This window comes from Kitasatospora sp. NPDC023176, assembly GCF_055560495.1.
Genome location: NZ_JBVHIP010000005.1, coordinates 194005 through 213883, shown reverse-complemented (window position 1 = coordinate 213883; position 19879 = coordinate 194005). Strand labels below are relative to the sequence as shown.

The following is a 19879-nucleotide window of genomic DNA, read 5'->3' as shown; positions in this document are numbered from 1 at the left end:
ACCCGGCCGACTCCTCACGCCGGGGCACCAACCCGGTGCCCCGGCAGCCCCCACCCTCATGGAGCCACCTCTGAAGACCCACCCCCTCGCAGCCTGCTTCCCGATGCTCCCCGAGCACGAGCTGCACGACCTCGCCGAGTCCATCAAGACGGACGGCCAGGCGATGCCCATCATCCTCGACCCGGCCGGCGTCCTCCTCGACGGACGCAACCGCCTCGCCGCCTGCGAACTCGCCGGCGTCGAACCCCGCTTCACCACCTACACCGGTACCGACCAGAGGGCGTACATCTTCGCTGCCAACGTGCGGCGCCGGAACCTCAGCGAGGGCCAGCGCGCCATGATCCACGCGATGGCGCGTTCACTTTCGGGACACTCTCTGCGCACCCACGCCAAGCTCCACGACATCAGCCGCACCCGGCTCTCCCTCGCCAACACCGTGCTCAAGAGCGCCCCCGACCTCGCCGAACAAGTCCGCGTCGGCGTGCTCGGCCTCGACGCCGCCAACGACCTCATGCGCCGGCGCAAGGCCGAGGCCGAGGCCGATGCCATCCAGGCCCAGCACGACCGGCTGCTCCGGCACGCGCCCGATCTCGCCGCCCAGGTCACCGAGGGCCACCTGACCCGCGACGCCGCCACCGCCGCCCTCGACCAGCGGCTCGAAGACGAGCGGGTGCGCGCACGGGTCGAGGAGATCGACGCGATCCGCCGCGCCGACCGCGACCCGGGACCGGCCCTCACGGAACTCGTCGACCACGGCGACATCGGCTGGCGCGAGGCCCACCAGCGCGCCGAGGACTACCTCGCCCAGCGAAATGCCGCCATCAGCCGCGACCAGCAGCACCTGGCCGCCATCGCCGACAGCTGGACCTCTCTGTGTAACCTCGCCCGCTGCCCCGACAGTGCCTATGCCACTGACGTCCTCGACGGCCTCACCCCTGAGGCACGCGCCCTTGTCGACCGTCTCATCACTCTCGAAGCCCAGCCCGGGGAGGCACGCCAGCACAGCTGACCTACCCCGCTCGCTGGCCAACTGGCCTGCTGAGATGTCGGTTCGATGTCGTCTGCGGGGCCGGGAACCATCCCGGCCGCCGTACGTCGTGTGTGCTTGCAACCGTCACCGACGCGGAAGAGGGCACCACTTGACCGACTACGAACCCGCCTTCCACGAGCCCCACCGCAGCGTCATCCGCGCCGTCCCCCACCCTGGTGAGCTCGACGCCCGCGGCATCCCCATCATCTGCCCCAACTGCCGCGCCCGCCGCGACTGGCTCCTCCTCAACGTCCGCCACCAGGTCTTCGTACGCTGCCGCTGCGCGGCCGAATGGCACGAGCCCGACCTCACCCGCGCCTACTTCGACCGGCAGTTCACCGCACCCGAATACGAGTGGGACGAGTGGGACGACTACGACACCGCCATGGTCAGCCTCGGCTACGACGGGCTCCTGACCGGAGCGACCTGGGACTAGACCAAAGGCCCTGCGGGCGACACCAGCTGGTGTCGCCCGCAGGGCCTTCTTAGTCGAAGTCGGTCAGCTCTTTAGCGCGGCGTCCAGGTATTCCTGTACCGGCTCGAAGAGCCCGTACGGCACGTATTCGGGGATCTCGGCGAGAGCCACCCACGCGAGCTGGTCCAGCTCGTCCGTGTCGACCACCTCGGCGGTGCCGCTGACGGCCTCGCAGGCCGTGTACGACATCAGCCGACCGGTCTTCGGATGCACCCGCTCGCCCAGGAGCTTGACGGCGGCCACAACCAGTCCGGTCTCCTCCGCCGTCTCACGGACAGCCGCCTCCTCGGGCGACTCGCCGGCCTCGATCTCACCGGCCGGGAACTGCCAGGAGAGCTGGCCCTCGCTCACCCGCCGCCTCACCATCAGGACGCGGCCTTCATGGACCACGATCGCGGCGGCAATACCCGGGCGTTCCTCCGCAGTCTGCTGTGTCACGTCTGCTCCTCCAGGGCGGCCAGGATGGGTGGGAAGATCGTATCGGCGTTGATGAAGCGGGTCACCGAGTTTCGAGGAACCCACATCACGTCGACGTTCTCCACGGCGTCGCTGTTGGTTGCCTCGCCAGCCAGGTACTCGCACAGGAAGTACTCGCACAGCACGCCCGTCACGGGGTGGACACGGCTGCCGAGGCTCCCGCGTACAGCACAGTGAACCCCGGTCTCGTCCAGCGTCTCCCGGACAGTCGCGGTCTCCGGCTTCGCGCCGGGCTTGATCACCCCAGCAGGGAACTGCCAGGTGATCCCGGACGCGTTGTCGTCGCGCCGGCAGACCAGCAGCACGTCGCCTTGCCGGAGGACAACCGCGATGGCCACCCGCAGGGCCTGCGTAGCTGGCGTGCCGTCCTCGGAGGATCCGTCGCCGCGTTCTTTCGCTGCCAGGAGGGCGAAGCGCTGACGAGCCGCGTCGGAAGCTCTCTCGTGCGCGGCGTCGAGGAGCTGCTGCATCTCGGCTCTCGGCACAACGGAGGAGTCGGCGTGCCAGGTGGCCACCGTTCTCACCGCGATCCCGAGCTGATTGGCGAAAGCCTCGTTGGTGAGGCGGAGGGCGGACTGGAGCAAGCAGGCGTAACGCCCGTTCCAGACCTCGATGACGTCCAACGCCGTTCCCTCTCCGTCGTGGTCGCTGCAGTGCAGGAGGCATGCGTCGAAGATGCACATCGACTGCACTGGCGCTTCATCGCTGCGCGGCGTGGATGCCGGAAGACTTGCGGTCGGCACCCCAAGGCCAGGCTCATCTCGGCAACTTGAGCCCTGGAAGCACCTGGGAGTAACAGGACATACACGCCGATCCCTCGGAGATTCTAGGTGAGTACCCGAAGCAGGACAGCGAGTTGGGCGATTCAGCCCGCGAGACCGCCGTGTAGCCAGGATGGCGGATCGAACACCACCGGGCCGCGCAGGGTTCACCCGTTCGGGGGGTAGGTCGGAGCGCCGAAAGTGGTTCGCCAGCGCCGGTAACCTCAGTTCAGGACGGACTGATTGTTCGTCATGTCTGAATGCTAGAAGGCTGAAAGGGAACTGATGGCCGAGGACCAGGTCCACACGGTCGAGCGTACGCTCGTCCTGCTCAAGCCCGACGCGCTGGTACGCGGCCTCGGGGGCCGGATCATCTCGCGCTTCGAGGATGCCGCGCTGAAGATCGTCGGCGTCAAGATGAAGTGGATGGACGAGGAGTTCACCCGCAAGCACTACTTCGACCTCGAAGAGCGGCTCGGGGCAGAGGTCTACAACCTCACCGCCACCTTCATGCAGCAGGGGCCGGTCATCGCCCTGGTGCTGGAGGGCTATGACGCCATCGCCACTGTCCGGAAGATCGTGGGCAGCACCTACCCGAACCAGGCTCCGGCCGGCACGATCCGCGGCGACCTCTCGCACATGAGCTCTGCGGGCAGCGTGGCGGTCGGCAAGGCCGTGGCCAACCTGGTCCATGCCTCCGGCAACAAGGAGGAGGCCGCGCAGGAAGTCGAGCTGTGGTTCGACAAGGACGAGCTGCACGAGTACCGCACGCTGGCCGAGATCTTCACCAACTAGGCCTATCGCGGCGTCACCGCTGAGACGCCGCTGCGTTGACCACCACCGGGGCACCACTGTCCGATCTGAGAGGGCACCATGACCAACCAGACCCGCCTGGCCTCCGCCGAGGAGCTGGAGTCGATCTTCCAGCGTGAGCTGGCGACCGACCGCTGGGCGGCCACCGAGACCGCCTACGCGCTGGCGGTCCGCCTCCGTGACACCGGCGACTGGCCCAAGTCCCGCGAGTGGGTCCAGCAGTGCCTCCAGCTCCTGGAGGGCTTCCCGAACGAGACCGAGGACCAGGTGGCGACCACCCGCGTGGCTGTCGGCGGCGTCCCGCTGCCGAACTACCTGCACCCCGGCGTGATCCGCGAGCGCTTCGGCGACCTGGGCTGATCCATCTCGGGTGGTGCGGCCGGTGAAGTGACGGCCCGCCGCACCGCCCGGCTCCACCACCAACTCCATACATCCCATCCGGACCAGCCAGGGGCCGCCCCGCCTTGGTTCGGCTGGATCCGCCATGCCTGAAACGAGGAGACACGACCGTGGCTGTCGAGATCGAGATGCGCGCCCGCTTCGACAAGGAGACTCACGCCCAGCTCATGGACCGTCTGCGGAAGGACGGCGAGGACCTGGGCGACGACGCCAAGCACATCTACTTCTACGTGCTGCCCGAGCAGCTGCTCAAGGTCACGGACAACACGGCCGCCGGCACCGCCAAGATCACCCTCAAGGGCAGCAGGATCGGCCAGGGCGCCGCCTTCCCCGAGACCGAGTTCGCCATTGCCCGCGAGGACGTCCCGGCGGCCGTGAAGGTGTTCAACGCGCTCGGGTTCGAGGACGCGATGCACGAGGCGTTCAACTTCCGCCACAACTTCCGCTATCAGGGCGTGGAGATCGCGCTCAAGTGGAGCGAGGCATGGGGCTACCACGCCGAGTTCGAGGTGCTGCTCGACGACGGCGCCTCGGATGCCGCCCGCGACGAGGCGTCCGCCCAGATCATCGACGCCGCCGCCGATCTCGGGGTGACGCTGATGAGCGAGCAGGAGCTGGCCGACTTCGCCGCCGCTTTCGAGGCCGCCGAACAGGAGCGCAAGACCCGCGAGGCACAGGCCGCGCCGATCCGGTAGGAGCCCTCATCGCGGTAGACCACCAGAAGGGGGTGGGCACAGATGAGCACGACCCCGACGACCACGAGTCTGGTCGACCTGGCTGCACGCAAGCAGCTGCCGCACCACCAGTACATGGACCTGGCCACCATCGAGTGGATCAAGGCCAACCGGCCGGACCTCGGCACGGCCTGGCCGCCGCCCCTGCGGCCGGCCTCGAAGCACATCCTGAGCCGGTCCGCGCCTCCGGCGACGTGGCTGGCGGAACCCCGTTTGCATGACTCGCTCCACGGCGTCCGGCACAGCATGCGAACCGCCGCACTGGCCGCTCTGCTTGCTGAGATCCACGAGCTGGACGACACCGAGACCACCACGGTGGTCCTGGCAGCAGCCGTCCACGACTGCCAGCGCCTGCACGACCAGGACGACCGTGGCCACGGTGCTCGTGCCGCCGTCTGGCTGGCCGCCAACGCCGACACCATCTGGACCCACTTCGGCTTGGTGGCCACGCCCCGGCGGATCATCCAGGCAGCAACCGCCGTCCGCCTGCACGATGTGCCGTACGGCGCCTTCTGCTTGGACGACCAGGCCGACTACCACCGCGCCGGGCTCATCTGCGACTTGGTCAAGGCTGCGGATGCGCTCGACCGTTACCGCCTGCCGAAGCTCAGCTGGTGGCCCGACGCGCGGCACGTTCGTGAGCCGGCCTTCGACCAGCTCCGCGCCGTGGCCTTCGACCTCGTCGCCGTCTCCGAGACCGCGCACCTCGCCGGAGCCAGCAGCGCCGAAGCCGTCCTGTACGCGCTCGCCGAGAAGGGCCTGGTGTGACCGTGAGCCTCCGCGACGCCTACGACCTGTGGGCCGACGCGCACGCCTTCTTCGACTCCGCGCTGCTGCCCGACGCCGGGCGGTCCGACCCACTTGCAGCCCAGACGGCCGCCTGGCACAAGCGCCTGACCGACGAGACGCCGAACGGCAGCCTGCTCCGCAAGAACGCGCTCTTCGACAGCCTGAGCAGCGACGGCAAGCTGCACCTCCTCCACGTCACCCACGCCCTGGAAGAGATCAGCGAGGAGGGGGTGCTCTACCCCTCCGGCGGGTGCCTCGTCGGCAGCATCTACTGCGCGCCGCTCACAGCGACCGAGCGCGGCTTCCGCATGCACAACCTGGCCGCCTACGTCCTCACGAAGGAGGCCCCCGCCTCCCTCGCCAAGGTCGGCCTGAGCGGACGCGCACCCACGCCGCTGATCTTCGAGATCACCGCGCCGCCCCACGCGTACCGCGGATTGGCGGGCGTGGACTACCTGCGGCTGGGCTCGATCCACCTGCAGATCTACACCGATCTGGAGTACCTGCTCAGCAAGACCGAGCGGCACCACCTGCGCGAGACTGTCGTCGGCCGGATCAAGAACTCGGCCGCGTTCCTGGCCCTGGCCGCCGGCATCGTCTACCAGGGCTCGACCGTGGCCACGGAGGGCTTCCTGCAGCTGCTGGATGCGGCTATCCCCCGGATGCCTATCCTCGGCTACCTCTACTTCGAGGCCCTCGCCGAGTACCTGATGCTCCACTCCACCTCTGCACGGACCCGGCAGCTGGCCGACCTCGGGGAGTTCAACAACTGGCTCTACAAGGAGATGCTGTTCGCCTCCTTCCCGGACATGGCCGGCAAGTTCAACCTCGCCAGGTTCCGTCCCCGCCCGCAGCAGCTGGCGGCACTTCTGCAGCGGGTGGACCCGACCATCGACGCTGACCACGCCCGCGCGTACATGGTCGAGCGGATCAGCTACCTCGTCGCCGCCCGGCTCTTCACCAGCGGGCAGGTGCCCGAAGCCTGGCACCGTACGCGCTGGGAGTTCGACAGCCTCGCCACCCAACTCGGCCCGCTGCTCGGCCACCTCATCCACCGCGAACTCCGCAGCTTCGGCCGCTACCCCGACTTCTACTTCTACTTCGACCAGCACAAGGCCCTACAAGCCTGGAACTACTGGAACCACATGGACATCGTCGTGCCGTTCAACGGCACGATGCCCAAGGGCGAGATCGGCATCAACCCGGCCTACCCGAACCTGGACTACCGCGTCTGGCGTGCCGAGCCGGACGACGCCGGGCACCTCCACCCGACGGAGCAGCTGGCACTCAGCATCGCCCCGCGCCTGGTCGACATCAAGTACACGCTCATGCGCAACAGCAGCCGCTGACCGCTGCCCCACGCCCCTCGACGACCGATCGCAGAGGAGACGCATGCCCACCCACGACCCCGCCACCCAGTCCACCACTGCCTGGCCGGCACCCACCCAACCCGCCGAGACGCTCTTCACCGAGATCTACCACACCAACCACTGGGGATCTCCCGAGTCGGTCTCCGGTCCCGGCTCCGAGATCCGTCAGACCGAGGCCGTCCGGGCCGCCCTCTCCGCGGTTCTCGCGCGCTACCCGATCCACACCGTCACGGACGCCGGATGCGGCGACGTCAACTGGATCCGCCAGGTCGACGGGTTCGACCGGCTGGACGGCTACGTCGGCCTCGACGTCGTGCCCGACCTCGTCCAGCTCAACCAGGAACGGCACGGCAGCGAGCGCATCTCCTTCCGACAGGCCGACCTGAGCAGGTACGACATCCCGACTGCGGACCTCGTCATCGCGCGGGACTGCCTCGTCCACCTCACCCACCACGAGGTACTCGCGTTCCTCGACCGGGTGGCGGCCAGCCGCTCGACCTACCTACTCGCCACCACCTACGTCGGCGAAGCCGAGAACCGCGACACCACGGACACCCACTGGCGCCCGCTCAACCTTCAGGCGGCCCCGTTCCACCTGCCCGAGCCCGTCGAGTACTTCGACACCGACTTCACGGACGGCGGTCGGCACCACCCCGGCAACGGGCTGGGCCTGTGGAAGATCGACCTGCTCAACTCCCGAACAACCTGACCTGCAGGCGACCCAGGAAGCGAGACACGATGAACCCGCACGACGCACAGATAGCCGCCCTTCTCGCCCAGCTCGACCAGGCCCTCGACTCGCCGGCAACCACGCACGGCCTCGCCCGCACCCTCCGGGCCGCTGTCAAGGAAGTCGAGCTGCACCGCCACCACCGGGCCAGCCTTGCTGCCCTGCCCGACGGTGTCCTCAAGCCCGGTCCCGCCAGGATCCAGATCGGCGGAGGCGGGCACCGCATCGACGGATTCTTCAACATCGACATCGTCCCGCCGGCCGACCTCCTGTGGGACGTGCGCGAGGGCATTCCGCTCGCTGACGCCAGCACCGAGACGATCTTCTCCGAGCACTTCCTGGAACACATCGACTACCCACGCTCCGCCAAGCACTACGCCCGCGAGGTCCACCGCGTCCTCACGTCCGGCGGACAGCTCATCACGGGCGTTCCCGACGCGGCCTTCGTCCTGAACCAGTACCCGGCCCCGCCGGACCGGGCCGCCGAGATGGTCGAACGGTGGTACGCCAAGCGCCAGTGCCGAAGCGACATCAACACCTACCTCGACATCATCAACTACGTCTTCCGCGACCAGGACGACGACCCGACCTACAACCCCCACTACTGGGCGTACGACCATGAGAAGCTCGCCCAGCTCTTCACCGAGGCCGGCTTCAAGACCGTCGAGCCGTGGACCTTCGACCCGGCCATGGCGAACCCGAAGCGCCAGTGGGCCAGCGTCTACGTGATCGCCACGAATTAGCTGCGTAGCCCGCGGAGCGACGTCGCCGCACAAGCGCCCGCACGGGAGCGCATAGGACCTCGTGCCGTGGTGACCGGAGAAACGTCGGCCGCCACGGGACGGCGGGACCACCTGATCAATGCCAGCAGCAGGCACCCGCACGCCTACGCAGCGCCGAAGCGGGAGGCACTCTCATGTCTCAAGGCCATCCGTACATCAGCCATCTGACTTTGGCTGACACCCCCAACGCGGTTCCATGGGCCCGCCGGCACACCGTCGACATATTGGTCCGGTGGCGGATCCCGGGCGACGTCATCGAGACGGCCAAGCTCATCGTCTCCGAGCTCATCACCAACGCCGTCCGCCACCCGGTCGACGGCGAACCTCAGCTCGCCGGATACCTGGGTCTGGCCACCGTCAGCACGTTCACCCTCGCGCTCCAGCTAACGAACGCGGGCCTGCTCGTCCAGGTCGGAGACCGTGATCCTCGACCACCAGTGCGGCGGGAGGTGGGACTGGACGCAACCGGCGGACGGGGGCTGTTCCTGGTGAGCGAGATGGCCGACCGGTGGGGCCACTACCCGACAGCCACCGGCAAGGTCGTCTGGGCCGAAGTCCTTCTCGGCCGTCCAGCGCGGTCCAGATCGGCGCGCGTCGAGCAAGCCGAGAGTCGCAATGAGCCAGACAAGGCCGATGGCCCAGTGTCCGATCCCCTACTGATCGGGCGAGTACTGGTCGGACTGCGAGAGCTGTAGCAGGGGCGGATCATCTTGGGATAACACAATGTGATCAAGACCGCTGCGGCAAACCGCCCTTGCCGCAGCATCTGTCGTGGTACGTTCCGTGGTCCAACCGAAAACAGGCGACCCCGGCGGTGCGCTAACACCCCGGGGTCCGGCACCAGGAGCTGTAACTCCCGATGCGCGTCCATCGTACAGAACACGTGCGCAACTTCACCGTGCTGCCCAACGCCGTGCTCCAGTATCGGCGGCTGAGCTACACCGCCCGCGGCCTTCTCGCCGATCTCCTCTCCCGCCCCGACGGCTGGCGCGAGGACGGTCGGCACATGGCCGACACCAGCCCCCAGGGCCGCGGCGCGATCCGCAAGGCCCTGAAGGAGCTGACCGATGCCGGCTTCTACCGCGTCGAGAAGATCCGCATGCCGGATGGCACGATCATCACCGAGACCCACGTCTACGACACCCCGCAGCTCGAACTGCCGGGTGTCGCCCGTCCGGTCTCCGGTGAAGCGACCACTGGCGGTGCTGACGCCCTTGTAAAGGACCGGTACCAAGAAACCTCCCTCCCCGACGAGCAGGCCGACGAGCCAGCGACCGCTCCCGGCGCCGAGCCGCAGGCGCAGGCGGGAGGGCGGGAGGAGAACCGCCACGAGGACACCAAGGAGCCTCCGGAGGCACCCGACGAGAAGGTCCGCGAGGCGGTGGCCACGCTGTTCCGGGTGATCCGCCCCGAGCCGCGCCTGCGGCTCGGGGCGGCCGAAGCCGAGGAGCTCGCACCACTGGTCGCGCAGTGGCTGGAGCGCGGCGCGACCCAAGGCGACCTCGCCCAGGCCCTGTTGCCGGGCCTGCCTGCCCCGGTGCACTCGGCGGTCGCGGTGCTCCGCTACCGCCTGGAGCGCAAGATGCCTGTCCAGGCCGCTGTGCGGCCCACAGCCGTCCGGTTCGTCGAGTGCGCGAAGTGCCACGACCCGGTGCCGCAGCCGGGAATCTGCGGCCCCTGTGCGGGCCTCGCACCTCGAACTGTCGGAGTCGGCGCCGGCGAGGCGGTCACCCGCGGCGGCGCCGCCCGCGCCCGAGCTGCACTGAACGCGGCCAGGACCGGGCTCGGCGTCAGCCGCTCAGCGGTCGCAGCCGCTGCTGCGTAGGGCGGCCGAGCCGAGCCTGATCGGCGGTCACCCCGGGCGTGGTGTCGTTTTCCAGGGCGAAGCGTCGCGCGTGGCGGCGACCATGGTCGGGACGGAGGATCCGGAGACGACCGCGTACAGGTGGATCAGGCCCATGACCGGTGCGGGATGAGCACCGGCGCTCAGATCGGGCCGAGATCCGTCAGGCCGGGTTGACCTGGTTCGCCGTCGGAGGCGGAAGGAGCCGAGCCGTGACGTTCCAAGTGAGCGACTATCGCTGTACGCAAAGGCTCCGGTCCCCCGAGTTGCGCGGGCATGCTATCCGCCCAGTCGATACCGCGATGCACCTCGTGCCACTTCGGCCGAAGCTGCTTGTCTTCGCGTCCTGCCCCCTGTCGGTTGACGCCGAACCCTTCCAGCACCACGTTCCACACGGGTTGTAGGTCGCCGATCATCAGCCGTTCAGCCATGGGCGTGAAGAGATCGTCGGCGGGCAGGTATCGCGCGGAGAAGTCGCCGAGGTCGAGGTCCAGCGCCTTGTCGATCTTGCGCGCGTGTTGCCTGAGCCGGTCCCGCAGTTTGGTGCCTTCCCAGGCCGCGCCCACGTTCTGGCCCTTGCGGCTTCCCTCTGGATCGGCCTTGCCCACGTAGATGGGCACCTCGCACTTCGTGGACGAGATGCGCGTATACAGCTCGTGGGGTCCCGCGTAGTAGATGGCGTAGATGCCGGAGCCGCGGAAGTGAGGGATGTGGCCGAGGGGCACTGGCTTCGACGAGACCAGAGCCCAGAGCACGCTCCGGCCGAGGTTCTCACGTCGCAGCGGGTCGTAGATGCGGTCGCGCCCGGACTCCGTGGATGGATCCCGACGACCGCGATCGCTGGACTCGCTCACCGGACGGGCTCCTTCGCTGGGCTCGGTCTCCCCCTGCCTCGGCCCGTGACGGTCGGGGAGACGTGGGTCATCGAAGGAACTGTAGTCGCCACGTGGTGAAGATTTCGGCCACAATGGCACCATGATCACCAACTCCGCGGTATGGTTTTACCCGTACTGATCTGCTAGGAGCGTGAAACATGGCACGGACGTCGGTCGAACTGTTCGCCGGAGGTGGTGGCCTGGTGCAGGCTGGCACGAACGCCGGCTTCCGCCATCTCCTCGTGAATGAGTACGCGAAGTGGGCGTGTGAGACGTTGAAGGCGAACGGCTTCGTGGCCTACCCGGAAGGGTCGTCCCCTCCCGTGCCGGAAGAGCTGAAGGAGGGGGAGGAGAAGACCGACAAGCACAAGACTCCGCTGGTCATGGGTGATGTCCGCAAGCTGAACATGACCTACTTGGGAGAGCATGAGGTCGATCTCCTGGCTGGTGGCCCGCCGTGTCAGCCGTTCAGTCTCGGCGGCGTCGCCAAGGGAGACGAGGACGAGCGGAACATGTTTCCCGAGATGTTCCGGGCCGTGCGGGAGATCAGGCCGAAGGCGGTCCTTTGTGAGAACGTCCGTGGCTTGCTGCGTCAGTCTTTCGCCCCGTATTTCAAGTACATCAAGCGCGAGCTGGAGCTGCCCTTCGTGGAGCGCGCTGACACGACATGGCAGGAGCACGATCGACTGCTGCAGGAGCGGCTGAAGGCGAAGGACACGGACCCGACGCAGAGGTACGAGGTCTTCGAGTTCCCTGTGAACGCCGCCGACTACGGGGTGCCGCAGATTCGGAATCGCGTCATCCTCGTGGCCTTTCGGGCCGACCTTGGCGTGGATCGCGGGAAGTTCGAAGAGGCGGTCAAGGAGACACACTCCAAGCGGTCTTTGATCCAGTCCTTCCTCGATCACACCTACTGGGATCGGCACCGAACCGTCGAGAAGCATGTCCGTGAAGGTGTCGAGCGCCTGTACGGGCAGGAAGAGCTCCAGATCGATGGCGAGGAGTCTCTGGCGCCGTGGCTGACGCTGAGGGACGCGCTGGTCGGTTTGCCTGAGATCGACTTGAAGAAGTTGGACAAGAAGACGCCGCAGGGCTTCCCGGACCACGTCGGGTGGCCGGGCGCGAGGATCTACCAGGGCCACACGCCGAACGTGCTGGACCACCCGGCGAAGACCGTGAAGGCCGGTGTGCACGGTGTCCCGGGCGGCGAGTCCGTGATGCTCCTGGACAAGCGCGAGCGAAACCGGGAGACAGGGAGCCTGGACTATATCCACCGGTACATGACCGTCCGGGAGACCGCCCGCGTCATGACGTTCGGCGACGAGTGGAGCCTGATGGGGCCGCGCGGGGAGCGGATGCGTCAGCTGGGCAACGCCGTGCCGGTACGCCTGGGGGAGGTCTTCGCGAAGGCCATCCACGCGGCACTGGACGACGTGGAATCGCGATCGTGACCGATACGCGGCGTGGTGGGCAGAGCGGCTGGAACGATCAGCCGCCGCCGATGCGCGCCTGGAAGGGACGAGCTGGCCGCAGCAGAGAAGCCCTGACGGCGGAGCAGGATCGCGCGGCCGGCGGTCGTCAAGGGCGCTATGTCCGTCTGGATGACGATCGGTACGCTCTCGCCTCCGTCGAACTCAAGGTGCTGCCCAACACCCGACGCATTCGCGCCTACTTGCGGTGGTCCGACAAGGGCCGTTCGCCCACCAAGTACCTTGGGCAAGTCGACAACGACACCCGAGCGGCGAACCTCGTTGCCGGGTGGGAGGCGGCGGTGGAGAAGGGGCTCGTGGGTGCCCGACCCGTGCCGCAGGGCTCGTGGGCCTCATCGGACGCGGTTCGCGCGTCGATGCGTGGCAACCGGGGCAAAGACACCGGTCCTGAGCTCAGGCTCCGCTCTCTCATTCACCGAGAGGGGCTGCGGTACCGCGTATCCACGCGGCCGCTGCCTGACCTGCGCCGTACCGCGGACCTTGTGTTCACGAAGGCCCGCGTAGCGGTGTTCGTGGATGGCTGCTTCTGGCACGGGTGCCCGGAACATCACAGGCCGGCGACGACTCGAAATCCCGAGTTCTGGCGCGACAAGATCGAGGTCAACCGCTCGCGGGACGGGGAGACGAACCGTCGCCTCTCCGAAGCCGGGTGGACGGTTATCCGTATCTGGGAGCACGAGGACCCCGTCGACGCCGCACAGCGCGTCATCGCGGTGGTGCGCGGTCAGTGACGCGGGCTACAGGGTCCCGTCGCGGAGCAGGTCCTCGACCGCGTCCGCAGCGCGCCGTAGGGTGATCCGGCCGTCACTGTCGCTGAAAGCGAGCAACCGCTCGCCGATGTGCAGGCCGGCCTCGACCAGGACACCCATCGGGATCTCGATGATCCCGTCTTCCGCCACGGTCACTTCGGCGGGCTCTCGAATCATCCTCCCAGCATGCCACGGGAGCGGAGCAGCGCCCTCATGGTGGTCCGGCGGTAGAGCTTCTTCCTCAGAGGGCTGGGCCACCCCGCGGTTGTGGAGACCATGAGGCACCTGAGGCCGCGGCGGCACACGTCGGCGACCTGGCGCGCGAGAAGATCGGCGACCGCCAGAGCCATCCTCGCGACCGAATCACGCCCATTCATGAGGGTTCGTCACCCTCTTGCTCGTATCCGGTAGCCACATGATTCGCCGGGGTTCGCAAACTCCGGCCGGATCGTCAGTCGCACCCTCTACCCTCAGGATCGAATGCTCGACTCATGAGAGTCGGGCGGCTTCGCCGTGCCCACGTACGCCGCGGCCGCCGTGACAGCGTCCCGATCCTTCAGGAGGGTTCCGCCGGAGTGAAGATCACCCCTTCTTCCCGCGTGCTGAGCATGCTGGGCGAGATCGATTTCGACGAGTGGCAGTGCCTGGCCGAGCTCGTCGACAACCCCTTCGACGACTTCCTCGACATCCTTCGCTCGGGGGTGGAGTGGCCCGACGGGTTCACGGTCAGCGTGACCCTGCCGTCGTCCTCGAAGGGGGTTCTGGAGGTCCGTGACACCGGTCGGGGCATGTCACAGGACCGCCTCGCACGCGCGGTACGGGCCGGCTGGTCCGGGAACGACATGCACGACAAGCTCGGCCTCTTCGGCATGGGCTTCAACATCTCGACCGCCCGTCTCGGCCGGCGGACCCGAATCCTGACGACCCGAGCGGGCGACACGGACTGGATCGGCGTAGAGATCGACCTCGACCAGATCAAGGACGACTTCGAGGCGAAGGACATCGTCGAGCCGAAGAGCGACCCGTCCCAGCACGGCACCAGGATCATTGTCGACCGCCTGCACGTGACGCGCGCCGACTGGCTGCGGCGCAACGGCGCCTCACTCCGCAACATCCTGGGCTCGGTGTACTCATGGATCCTCACGGAGCACCCCTTCGAGCTCTACGTCGGCGGGACCCGGGTCAAGCCGGTCCGTCATTGCCGCTGGGGAGATGACCGTTACGTGCTCTACAACGGCAAGGAGCGGATCCCCGCATACATCCCGATCGATGAGAAGCTCCAGGACGGGATCGCCTGCCGGGATTGTGGGGAGTGGCAGATCGGATCGGGCGAGGTTTGCTCGGTCTGCGGCGGCGACAACTTGTCGGTCCGTGAGCGCCGGATCCACGGCTGGCTCGGCGTCCAGCGTTACCTCGACAAGACCGAGTACGGGATCGACTTCCTGCGCAACGGCCGGAAGATCCTGCGCTGGGACAAGCAGCTCTTCACCTGGAACAACCCCGACGGGATCGCGGGGAACGAGGAGCCGGAGTACCCGGTCGAGCTTGCCCACCAGGGCGGCCGCCTCATCGGCGAGATTCACCTCGACCACGTCCCCGTCACCTACCAGAAGGACGCTTTCGAGTACGGCGACCGCAGCTGGCTCACCGCCGTGGAGGTTCTGCGCGGCCTGGCGCCACTCCTGCCTCAGCGTGCCCAGAAGCTCGGCTACACGGAGAACGAGAGCCCGCTGGCCCTGTTGTTCAAGGGCTTCCGCCGTAACGACGTGGGCCTGCGCTGCCTCGTCCCGGGCGACGGCAACAAGCCGATCCACGCGGATGCCCGGGACTGGGGCCGGAAGTTCCAGGCAGGCGTCGCCGAGTACCAGACCGACGATCACTGGTGGCAGGCGGTCCTGCGGCACGAGGAGATCAAGAAGCAGGGCAAGGAAGCGAAGACGGCCGCCAGCGTGCCGGCCCAGCCCGACGAGCAGGCGGTTCTGGGCGCGCTCGGCATGCCCGCCAACATCCCCGCCTCCGGCGCCGCCAAGCCCGAGGCTGGGGCCAAGGCTCTTTCCACTGTGCCCGCACCGGCTGTGGCGATCAAGGAGAGGGCGGAGACCCGTAGTGAGCGCCTGGCCCGGTATGAGGGCGCGGCGTCGCCACACGCCTACCTGAGTCGATCGTTCGGGCACCCTGAACTCGGTTACCTGAAGGTGCGGACCTTGCTGCTGAAGCCGGGCGAGCGACTTCTCGACGACAGCGGGCTGCATGTTCCGGTCCTCCTCGACCAGCGGTCCGGCAACGAGCTCACCGCCCTTGTAGACCCCGAGCACGCCGCGTTCCGTCGGTTTGGCACGGACTACGCCGATCTCCTCCTGGTCGAACTGGCCGCCGTCCTGAAGGTGCGGGCGCGCTCCGACTGGAGCCCGTCCCAGCTCGTCGCCGCGATCCGCGCCGAGTCCCTGCAGGACAGCGCACTCGACGGCACCACCGTCGGTGCGGAGGCCCGAGACCTCCTCGGGGAGATCCGCGAGCGTGTGGCCGAGGCCCTCGACCGGAGCGGCGGCTTCACGCTCGCCTACGGCCACCTCTCCAAGGAAGAGAAGACCGCGACCGAGGAAGCGATGATCGCCGCCGGACGTGTCGGTCTCATCGGCCGTCTCGGCCTCGACTCGGGATTCGTCCACCACGTTCCCGCGCTGGCGCTGGTCCGGCTTGTCGAGGCGATGCCGGCCGCGTTCATGGATGGCGCCGCTTTCCGGGGACCATACACCGGGGTGTCATCGCCGTCCGGGAAGGCCCTGAGTCTGGCCCGGGTCACGGGCTGCCTCGCGGATGTCGCGACGCTCGGCACCTTCGCGGGTGAGGCGACCGCGTCGCAGCTGCGGCGCGCCCGCCTGAGTATCGCCCTCCTGCGCGATGAACTGGCGGGTGGGGAGTGAGCGCCGCCTTCCTGACGGCCGCCGAACTCCGCGACGGCGGCCCTGAGGGACTGATCAAGGCGCTCGAACGAACCTTGTGGCACCTCGGATTCCAGGACGTCCGCGTCATCGACGGCGCCCACGACCACGGCGCCGATCTGCTCGCGGTCCGCGACCACGAGCAGTGGGTGTTCCAAAGCAAGTGGAAGGCGCACGGTACCGCCGACGACGCTGGTATCGACGACCTCGAGCGCGCCCGTACCTACTACCGCGCCGACAAGGCCGTCCTGGTGACCAATACAGACATCACCGCGTCGGCTCAGGCGCGGCGTCGGGCACTGGCGGGGATCGGCGTCGACATCACCCTGTGGCACGGAGCCACCCTGGACGCCATCGGTGAGAGGATGCCCGACCGCGTACCCGCTCCCTACGCCCTGCGGCGGTACCAGGAACGGGCCGTGGCCGCGATTGAGCGGGATCTCGACGCGGAGGGGACGGCGCTGCTGGTCCTCGCGACGGGCCTGGGTAAGACGGTCATCGGTGGTGAAGTCATCGGCAATTTCCTCGCCACGCGTCCGGACGCGCGTGTCCTGGTCGTCGCGCACATGCGCGACCTGGTGGGTCAGCTTGAGAAGGCACTGTGGCGGCACATCCCGAAGGGTGTGCCGACCCGCCTCCTCACTGGCGAGAGCAAGCCCAGGGCCCTCGACGGTGTCGTCGTCGCGACCGTTGAGTCCGCGCTGTCCGCCGTACGCGTGGGCTATGAACCCGACCTCATCATGATCGACGAGACCCACCACGTTGCCGAGACCGGCAGATTTGCGGAACTCCTCGATCTGTGTGGGACTGCGGGGCGATTCGGAGTCACCGCCACTCCCTGGCGTGGCGACAAGTTCGATATCACTGCCCGCTTCGGCCAGCCCAGCTTCAAGATGGGCATCGCCGAGGGCATGGCGGCGGGCTACCTGTCGGCCGTCGACTACAAGCTGTACGCGGACGGCGTCGACTGGGACGCGGTCCAGGACATCAGTCGCCACGGCTACTCGATCAAGGACCTCAACCGTCGCCTGTTCCTCCCCCAGCGGGACGAGGAGATCGTCGAGCACCTGCGGGCGACCTGGCGGCAGACCGTCGAGCCCCGCGCCATCGTGTTCTGTCAAACCATTGAGCACGCCGAGCACATGGCGGGCCTCCTCGCCATCTCGGACCCGGCGTGGTCCAGCGCCTCCCACCTGCACAGCGGCCTTTCGAAGCGTCACCGTGACGTTCTGCTCAACGAGTTCCGTCTCGGCCGCGTCCCGGTGATCACATGCGTGGACGTATTCAACGAGGGCGTCGACGTGCCCGATGTGAATCTGATCGCGTTCCTTCGCGTCACTCACAGCCGAAGGATCTTCGTGCAGCAGCTAGGCCGAGGGCTGCGTTTGAGCCCGGGCAAGAAGGCTCTGAAGGTCCTCGACTTCGTCACCGACATCCGCCGCGCCGCGGCAGTGCTGAACCTGCGCCGGACACTGGAGGCCGAGGAGACCGAGCATTTGGAACTCCCGCACGTCTCCCGCATCGAGTTCCAGGACGAGACGGTCGGTTCCCTCATGGACATGTGGATCCAGGATGCCGCCGACCTTGAGACCGCGGCGGACGAGGTCCGCCTCCAGTTCCCCCTGCCGAAAGGAATCCTGTGACTGACTACAAGATCCCGCCCGCCGTCGAGAAGGCCGTGGTCACCCGGATCTACGCCCAGGCTGACGAGGCCCAGTGGCCGCACCTCCAGGACGCGGACCGCACCCGCCTGTACCAGGAATGGACAGAAGATCCGGAGATCGGCGGCCGCCTCCTCGGCTTCGTGGGGCAGCAGGCCAACATCCGCCCGTGGCTTAAGGACTGCCCCATGAAGGAGTATGAGCGGGCTAGGCGCGGGGAGGGCAAGTACGCCAAATATGTGACCCGCCCGGCGGCAACGCTCGAGCAGATGGTCGTGGCGATCTACGGACCCGGCTGGGAAGTCATCCCTGACACTACGCGACAGAAGCCGATGCGCGCGAGAGTCCGCGAAATCGGGACTGAAGACGAAGAGCAGCACTTCGTGGCCGGCACGGCGGCGAACCTCAAGCACCTCGTGTGGCCTGCCATCCTCGATCGGTCCACCGGTGAGACCTGGCCCTGGACGATCTGCGTCGTCGATCCGTTCCGCGACCCCGTGTCGCCCGAGACGAAGGAGGAGCACCAGCGCATGGCTAAGTTCCTCGGCGTGCGGGTCGTCTACTTCAGCGAGATGTGAGGGGTTTCGGTGGGGGACGAGTGGTCGACGCGCGAATGGCTGGTCAGGGCGTGGGAGTCAGGGGTCTTCGATGAGCGCGAGCGAGCCGTCATCGTCGGCCGATCCAAGGGCCGGACTCTGGACGAGGTCGGAGCGCCGCTGGGGCTGAGCCGCGAGCGCGTGCGCCAGATCCAGAGCGGGACGAGAAGGTGGCTCGTGGTGGCGGCGGACATGTTCCACGACGGGTGGCGGGAGAAACTGCGCGCGATGGGCGCGTGCGTGGCCGCCCTGCGGGAGGAATACGCCGCGACGCTCGGGATCGTCGATCACGTGTTGCTGGACGAGCTGCTGACAGCAGCCGGGCTGGCCGCGCCGCGGACGTGGGCGGGGCCGTTGAGGGGGTGGTGGAGCGTCGACCCGGGGATATTGGATGGCGCCCTTCGTCGCCTGGTCGACACCGCGCCTTTCCGTGGCGACGATCTCAGCCAGGCGGCCTCCGAGGCGGGATTGCCCGCAGGGCTCCCTCTGCAGCGGCTGCTGAGCCACTCCGAGTCGCGGCTCGCTCTGAGCCCCAACGGGCACTGGGTCCGCCGCAAAGCACGGGGACGCGACGCGGCGTACCTATGGTTGCTGGAGACGGGGCGCCCGTGTCAGGCCGACGAGCTGCTCGCCCCAATGGGCGCGACGACCACTGCGGCCGTACGGGAGGCACTGCGCCGTGATGACCGCTTCCGCCAGATCCGCCCTGAGGGCACCTGGGCTCTGGTCGAGTGGACGCATCTGCGCGCATCCCCGTACGCCAGTGCGGTGGAGGCGATGGTCTCGGTGGTCACCGAGTCTGGCCCCCTCTCCCGGGCGCATCTCTTCGCCAAGGTGACGGAGCTGTACCCCGTCACCCCATGGCGCCTGAAGCAGTGCCTGCTCAGTGACCAACTTGGCGAGACCCTCGATGGCTTGGTCGATCTCGTTTCCCGCGGCGCTCGCCCCTTCGAGGAGGAAGAACCGGTTCAGCCGGACACGATGGCCGTTGAAGGTGAGGTCCTCGGCATGCGAATCCCTGTCAACGGGGACATCCTGCGTGGCAGCGGTGTCAACGTGCACACGTGGCTGACTTGGCGGCTCGGGCTGCGCAGGGCCCCGATGAGCCGCGCATTCACGACTCCCGGCGACCACTTGCCGATCGTCGTCCGGCGTGGCACCGGCAGCGCCCAGATCTCCAGCCTGCGTCGCCACGCGCTCGAACTCAGGGTGGCGGATGGTTGCGTGCTCGCCGTCCTTCTCCGCCTCGACGATGGCACCGCGCGCGTCGGCCACGGCTGCATGCCGGAGACCTGCCCGGCGCGGCGGCCGCTGGCCGCCGCGCCGCCGGAGGTGAACGCCGTCGAGGCGCAGAACGCGTGAG

At 67.9% G+C, this 19879-nt stretch carries 21 protein-coding genes; 17 read left to right on the top strand and 4 right to left on the bottom strand.

Going from position 1 to position 19879, the window contains the following annotated elements; all coding sequences use genetic code 11:
• The first annotated feature begins 58 nt into the window (after positions 1–58).
• Positions 59–1009, top strand: coding sequence for a ParB/RepB/Spo0J family partition protein (locus ACZ3YL_RS10640; protein ID WP_465656650.1), 951 nt, complete (start codon positions 59–61; stop codon positions 1007–1009).
• A 130-nt stretch (positions 1010–1139) separates the two neighbouring features.
• Positions 1140–1466: a hypothetical protein gene (locus ACZ3YL_RS10635; protein WP_465656648.1), complete on the top strand. Its 327-nt coding sequence runs from the start codon at positions 1140–1142 to the stop codon at positions 1464–1466.
• A gap of 63 nt (positions 1467–1529) precedes the next feature.
• Here ACZ3YL_RS10635 and ACZ3YL_RS10630 read toward each other — a convergent pair whose 3' ends face one another.
• Together ACZ3YL_RS10630 and ACZ3YL_RS10625 are read right to left on the bottom strand one after the other, a co-directional pair.
• Positions 1530–1943, bottom strand: coding sequence for an NUDIX hydrolase (locus ACZ3YL_RS10630; RefSeq protein WP_465656646.1), 414 nt, complete (start codon positions 1941–1943; stop codon positions 1530–1532).
• Positions 1940–2605: an NUDIX hydrolase gene (locus ACZ3YL_RS10625; RefSeq protein ID WP_465656644.1), complete on the bottom strand. Its 666-nt coding sequence runs from the start codon at positions 2603–2605 to the stop codon at positions 1940–1942. Before ACZ3YL_RS10625 ends, ACZ3YL_RS10630 begins: the two co-directional genes overlap by 4 nt.
• A gap of 423 nt (positions 2606–3028) precedes the next feature.
• Here ACZ3YL_RS10625 and ACZ3YL_RS10620 point away from each other — a divergent pair, with 423 nt between their 5' ends.
• From ACZ3YL_RS10620 to ACZ3YL_RS10580, 9 genes are all read left to right on the top strand, one after another.
• Positions 3029–3538, top strand: a complete 510-nt coding sequence (locus ACZ3YL_RS10620) for a nucleoside-diphosphate kinase (protein WP_033346890.1) — start codon at positions 3029–3031, stop codon at positions 3536–3538.
• A 78-nt stretch (positions 3539–3616) separates the two neighbouring features.
• Positions 3617–3916, top strand: coding sequence for a hypothetical protein (locus ACZ3YL_RS10615; protein WP_465656642.1), 300 nt, complete (start codon positions 3617–3619; stop codon positions 3914–3916).
• A 149-nt stretch (positions 3917–4065) separates the two neighbouring features.
• Entirely contained in the window at positions 4066–4650 is a 585-nt protein-coding gene (locus ACZ3YL_RS10610) for a hypothetical protein (RefSeq protein ID WP_465656640.1), read from the top strand.
• Positions 4651–4692: 42 nt separating this feature from the next.
• Positions 4693–5457, top strand: a complete 765-nt coding sequence (locus tag ACZ3YL_RS10605) for a hypothetical protein (protein ID WP_465656638.1) — start codon at positions 4693–4695, stop codon at positions 5455–5457.
• A gap of 2 nt (positions 5458–5459) precedes the next feature.
• Positions 5460–6827 (top strand): hypothetical protein, encoded by a 1368-nt coding sequence (locus tag ACZ3YL_RS10600; RefSeq protein WP_465656733.1) that lies wholly within the window; start codon positions 5460–5462, stop codon positions 6825–6827.
• Between the two features lie 43 nt (positions 6828–6870).
• Positions 6871–7557, top strand: coding sequence for a class I SAM-dependent methyltransferase (locus tag ACZ3YL_RS10595; protein WP_465656636.1), 687 nt, complete (start codon positions 6871–6873; stop codon positions 7555–7557).
• A 29-nt stretch (positions 7558–7586) separates the two neighbouring features.
• Complete coding sequence (locus ACZ3YL_RS10590; RefSeq protein WP_465656634.1) at positions 7587–8321, top strand: class I SAM-dependent methyltransferase; 735 nt, start codon at positions 7587–7589, stop codon at positions 8319–8321.
• 173 nt (positions 8322–8494) lie between these two features.
• Complete coding sequence (locus ACZ3YL_RS10585) at positions 8495–9055, top strand: ATP-binding protein (protein WP_465656632.1); 561 nt, start codon at positions 8495–8497, stop codon at positions 9053–9055.
• Between the two features lie 164 nt (positions 9056–9219).
• Positions 9220–10185 (top strand): hypothetical protein, encoded by a 966-nt coding sequence (locus ACZ3YL_RS10580; RefSeq protein ID WP_465656631.1) that lies wholly within the window; start codon positions 9220–9222, stop codon positions 10183–10185.
• A 161-nt stretch (positions 10186–10346) separates the two neighbouring features.
• Here ACZ3YL_RS10580 and ACZ3YL_RS10575 read toward each other — a convergent pair whose 3' ends face one another.
• Complete coding sequence (locus tag ACZ3YL_RS10575; protein WP_465656630.1) at positions 10347–11057, bottom strand: Eco29kI family restriction endonuclease; 711 nt, start codon at positions 11055–11057, stop codon at positions 10347–10349.
• A gap of 179 nt (positions 11058–11236) precedes the next feature.
• Between ACZ3YL_RS10575 and ACZ3YL_RS10570 the strand changes: the two genes are divergently transcribed.
• Together ACZ3YL_RS10570 and ACZ3YL_RS10565 are read left to right on the top strand one after the other, a co-directional pair.
• Entirely contained in the window at positions 11237–12529 is a 1293-nt protein-coding gene (locus tag ACZ3YL_RS10570; protein ID WP_465656629.1) for a DNA cytosine methyltransferase, read from the top strand.
• The gene (locus ACZ3YL_RS10565; protein WP_465656627.1) at positions 12526–13299 is read left to right on the top strand and encodes a very short patch repair endonuclease; all 774 of its coding nucleotides are present in this window, start codon (positions 12526–12528) and stop codon (positions 13297–13299) included. The genes ACZ3YL_RS10570 and ACZ3YL_RS10565 overlap by 4 nt, the downstream gene beginning before the upstream one ends.
• A gap of 6 nt (positions 13300–13305) precedes the next feature.
• Here ACZ3YL_RS10565 and ACZ3YL_RS10560 read toward each other — a convergent pair whose 3' ends face one another.
• Complete coding sequence (locus ACZ3YL_RS10560; RefSeq protein ID WP_465656626.1) at positions 13306–13494, bottom strand: hypothetical protein; 189 nt, start codon at positions 13492–13494, stop codon at positions 13306–13308.
• 398 nt (positions 13495–13892) lie between these two features.
• Between ACZ3YL_RS10560 and ACZ3YL_RS10555 the strand changes: the two genes are divergently transcribed.
• Genes ACZ3YL_RS10555 through ACZ3YL_RS10540 form a run of 4 tightly spaced genes read left to right on the top strand, consistent with a single transcriptional unit; the run spans position 13893 to position 19878 of the window.
• Positions 13893–16241, top strand: a complete 2349-nt coding sequence (locus ACZ3YL_RS10555; protein ID WP_465656624.1) for an ATP-binding protein — start codon at positions 13893–13895, stop codon at positions 16239–16241.
• Complete coding sequence (locus tag ACZ3YL_RS10550) at positions 16238–17902, top strand: DEAD/DEAH box helicase family protein (protein ID WP_465656622.1); 1665 nt, start codon at positions 16238–16240, stop codon at positions 17900–17902. Before ACZ3YL_RS10555 ends, ACZ3YL_RS10550 begins: the two co-directional genes overlap by 4 nt.
• The gene (locus ACZ3YL_RS10545; RefSeq protein WP_465656620.1) at positions 17899–18498 is read left to right on the top strand and encodes a hypothetical protein; all 600 of its coding nucleotides are present in this window, start codon (positions 17899–17901) and stop codon (positions 18496–18498) included. Before ACZ3YL_RS10550 ends, ACZ3YL_RS10545 begins: the two co-directional genes overlap by 4 nt.
• Positions 18499–18507: 9 nt before the next feature.
• Positions 18508–19878, top strand: a complete 1371-nt coding sequence (locus tag ACZ3YL_RS10540; RefSeq protein WP_465656618.1) for a sigma factor-like helix-turn-helix DNA-binding protein — start codon at positions 18508–18510, stop codon at positions 19876–19878.
• The last annotated feature ends 1 nt before the right edge of the window (position 19879 follow it).

Excerpts from the sequence above, each read along its gene's own strand:
- ACZ3YL_RS10640 (WP_465656650.1), top strand. The coding sequence starts at position 59 with ATGGAGCCACCTCTGAAGACCCACCCCCTCGCAGCCTGCTTCCCGATG.
- ACZ3YL_RS10620 (WP_033346890.1), top strand. The coding sequence starts at position 3,029 with ATGGCCGAGGACCAGGTCCACACGGTCGAGCGTACGCTCGTCCTGCTC.
- ACZ3YL_RS10615 (WP_465656642.1), top strand. The coding sequence starts at position 3,617 with ATGACCAACCAGACCCGCCTGGCCTCCGCCGAGGAGCTGGAGTCGATC.
- ACZ3YL_RS10605 (WP_465656638.1), top strand. The coding sequence starts at position 4,693 with ATGAGCACGACCCCGACGACCACGAGTCTGGTCGACCTGGCTGCACGC.
- ACZ3YL_RS10595 (WP_465656636.1), top strand. The coding sequence starts at position 6,871 with ATGCCCACCCACGACCCCGCCACCCAGTCCACCACTGCCTGGCCGGCA.
- ACZ3YL_RS10590 (WP_465656634.1), top strand. The coding sequence starts at position 7,587 with ATGAACCCGCACGACGCACAGATAGCCGCCCTTCTCGCCCAGCTCGAC.
- ACZ3YL_RS10585 (WP_465656632.1), top strand. The coding sequence starts at position 8,495 with ATGTCTCAAGGCCATCCGTACATCAGCCATCTGACTTTGGCTGACACC.
- ACZ3YL_RS10580 (WP_465656631.1), top strand. The coding sequence starts at position 9,220 with ATGCGCGTCCATCGTACAGAACACGTGCGCAACTTCACCGTGCTGCCC.
- ACZ3YL_RS10570 (WP_465656629.1), top strand. The coding sequence starts at position 11,237 with ATGGCACGGACGTCGGTCGAACTGTTCGCCGGAGGTGGTGGCCTGGTG.
- ACZ3YL_RS10560 (WP_465656626.1), bottom strand. The coding sequence starts at position 13,494 with ATGATTCGAGAGCCCGCCGAAGTGACCGTGGCGGAAGACGGGATCATC.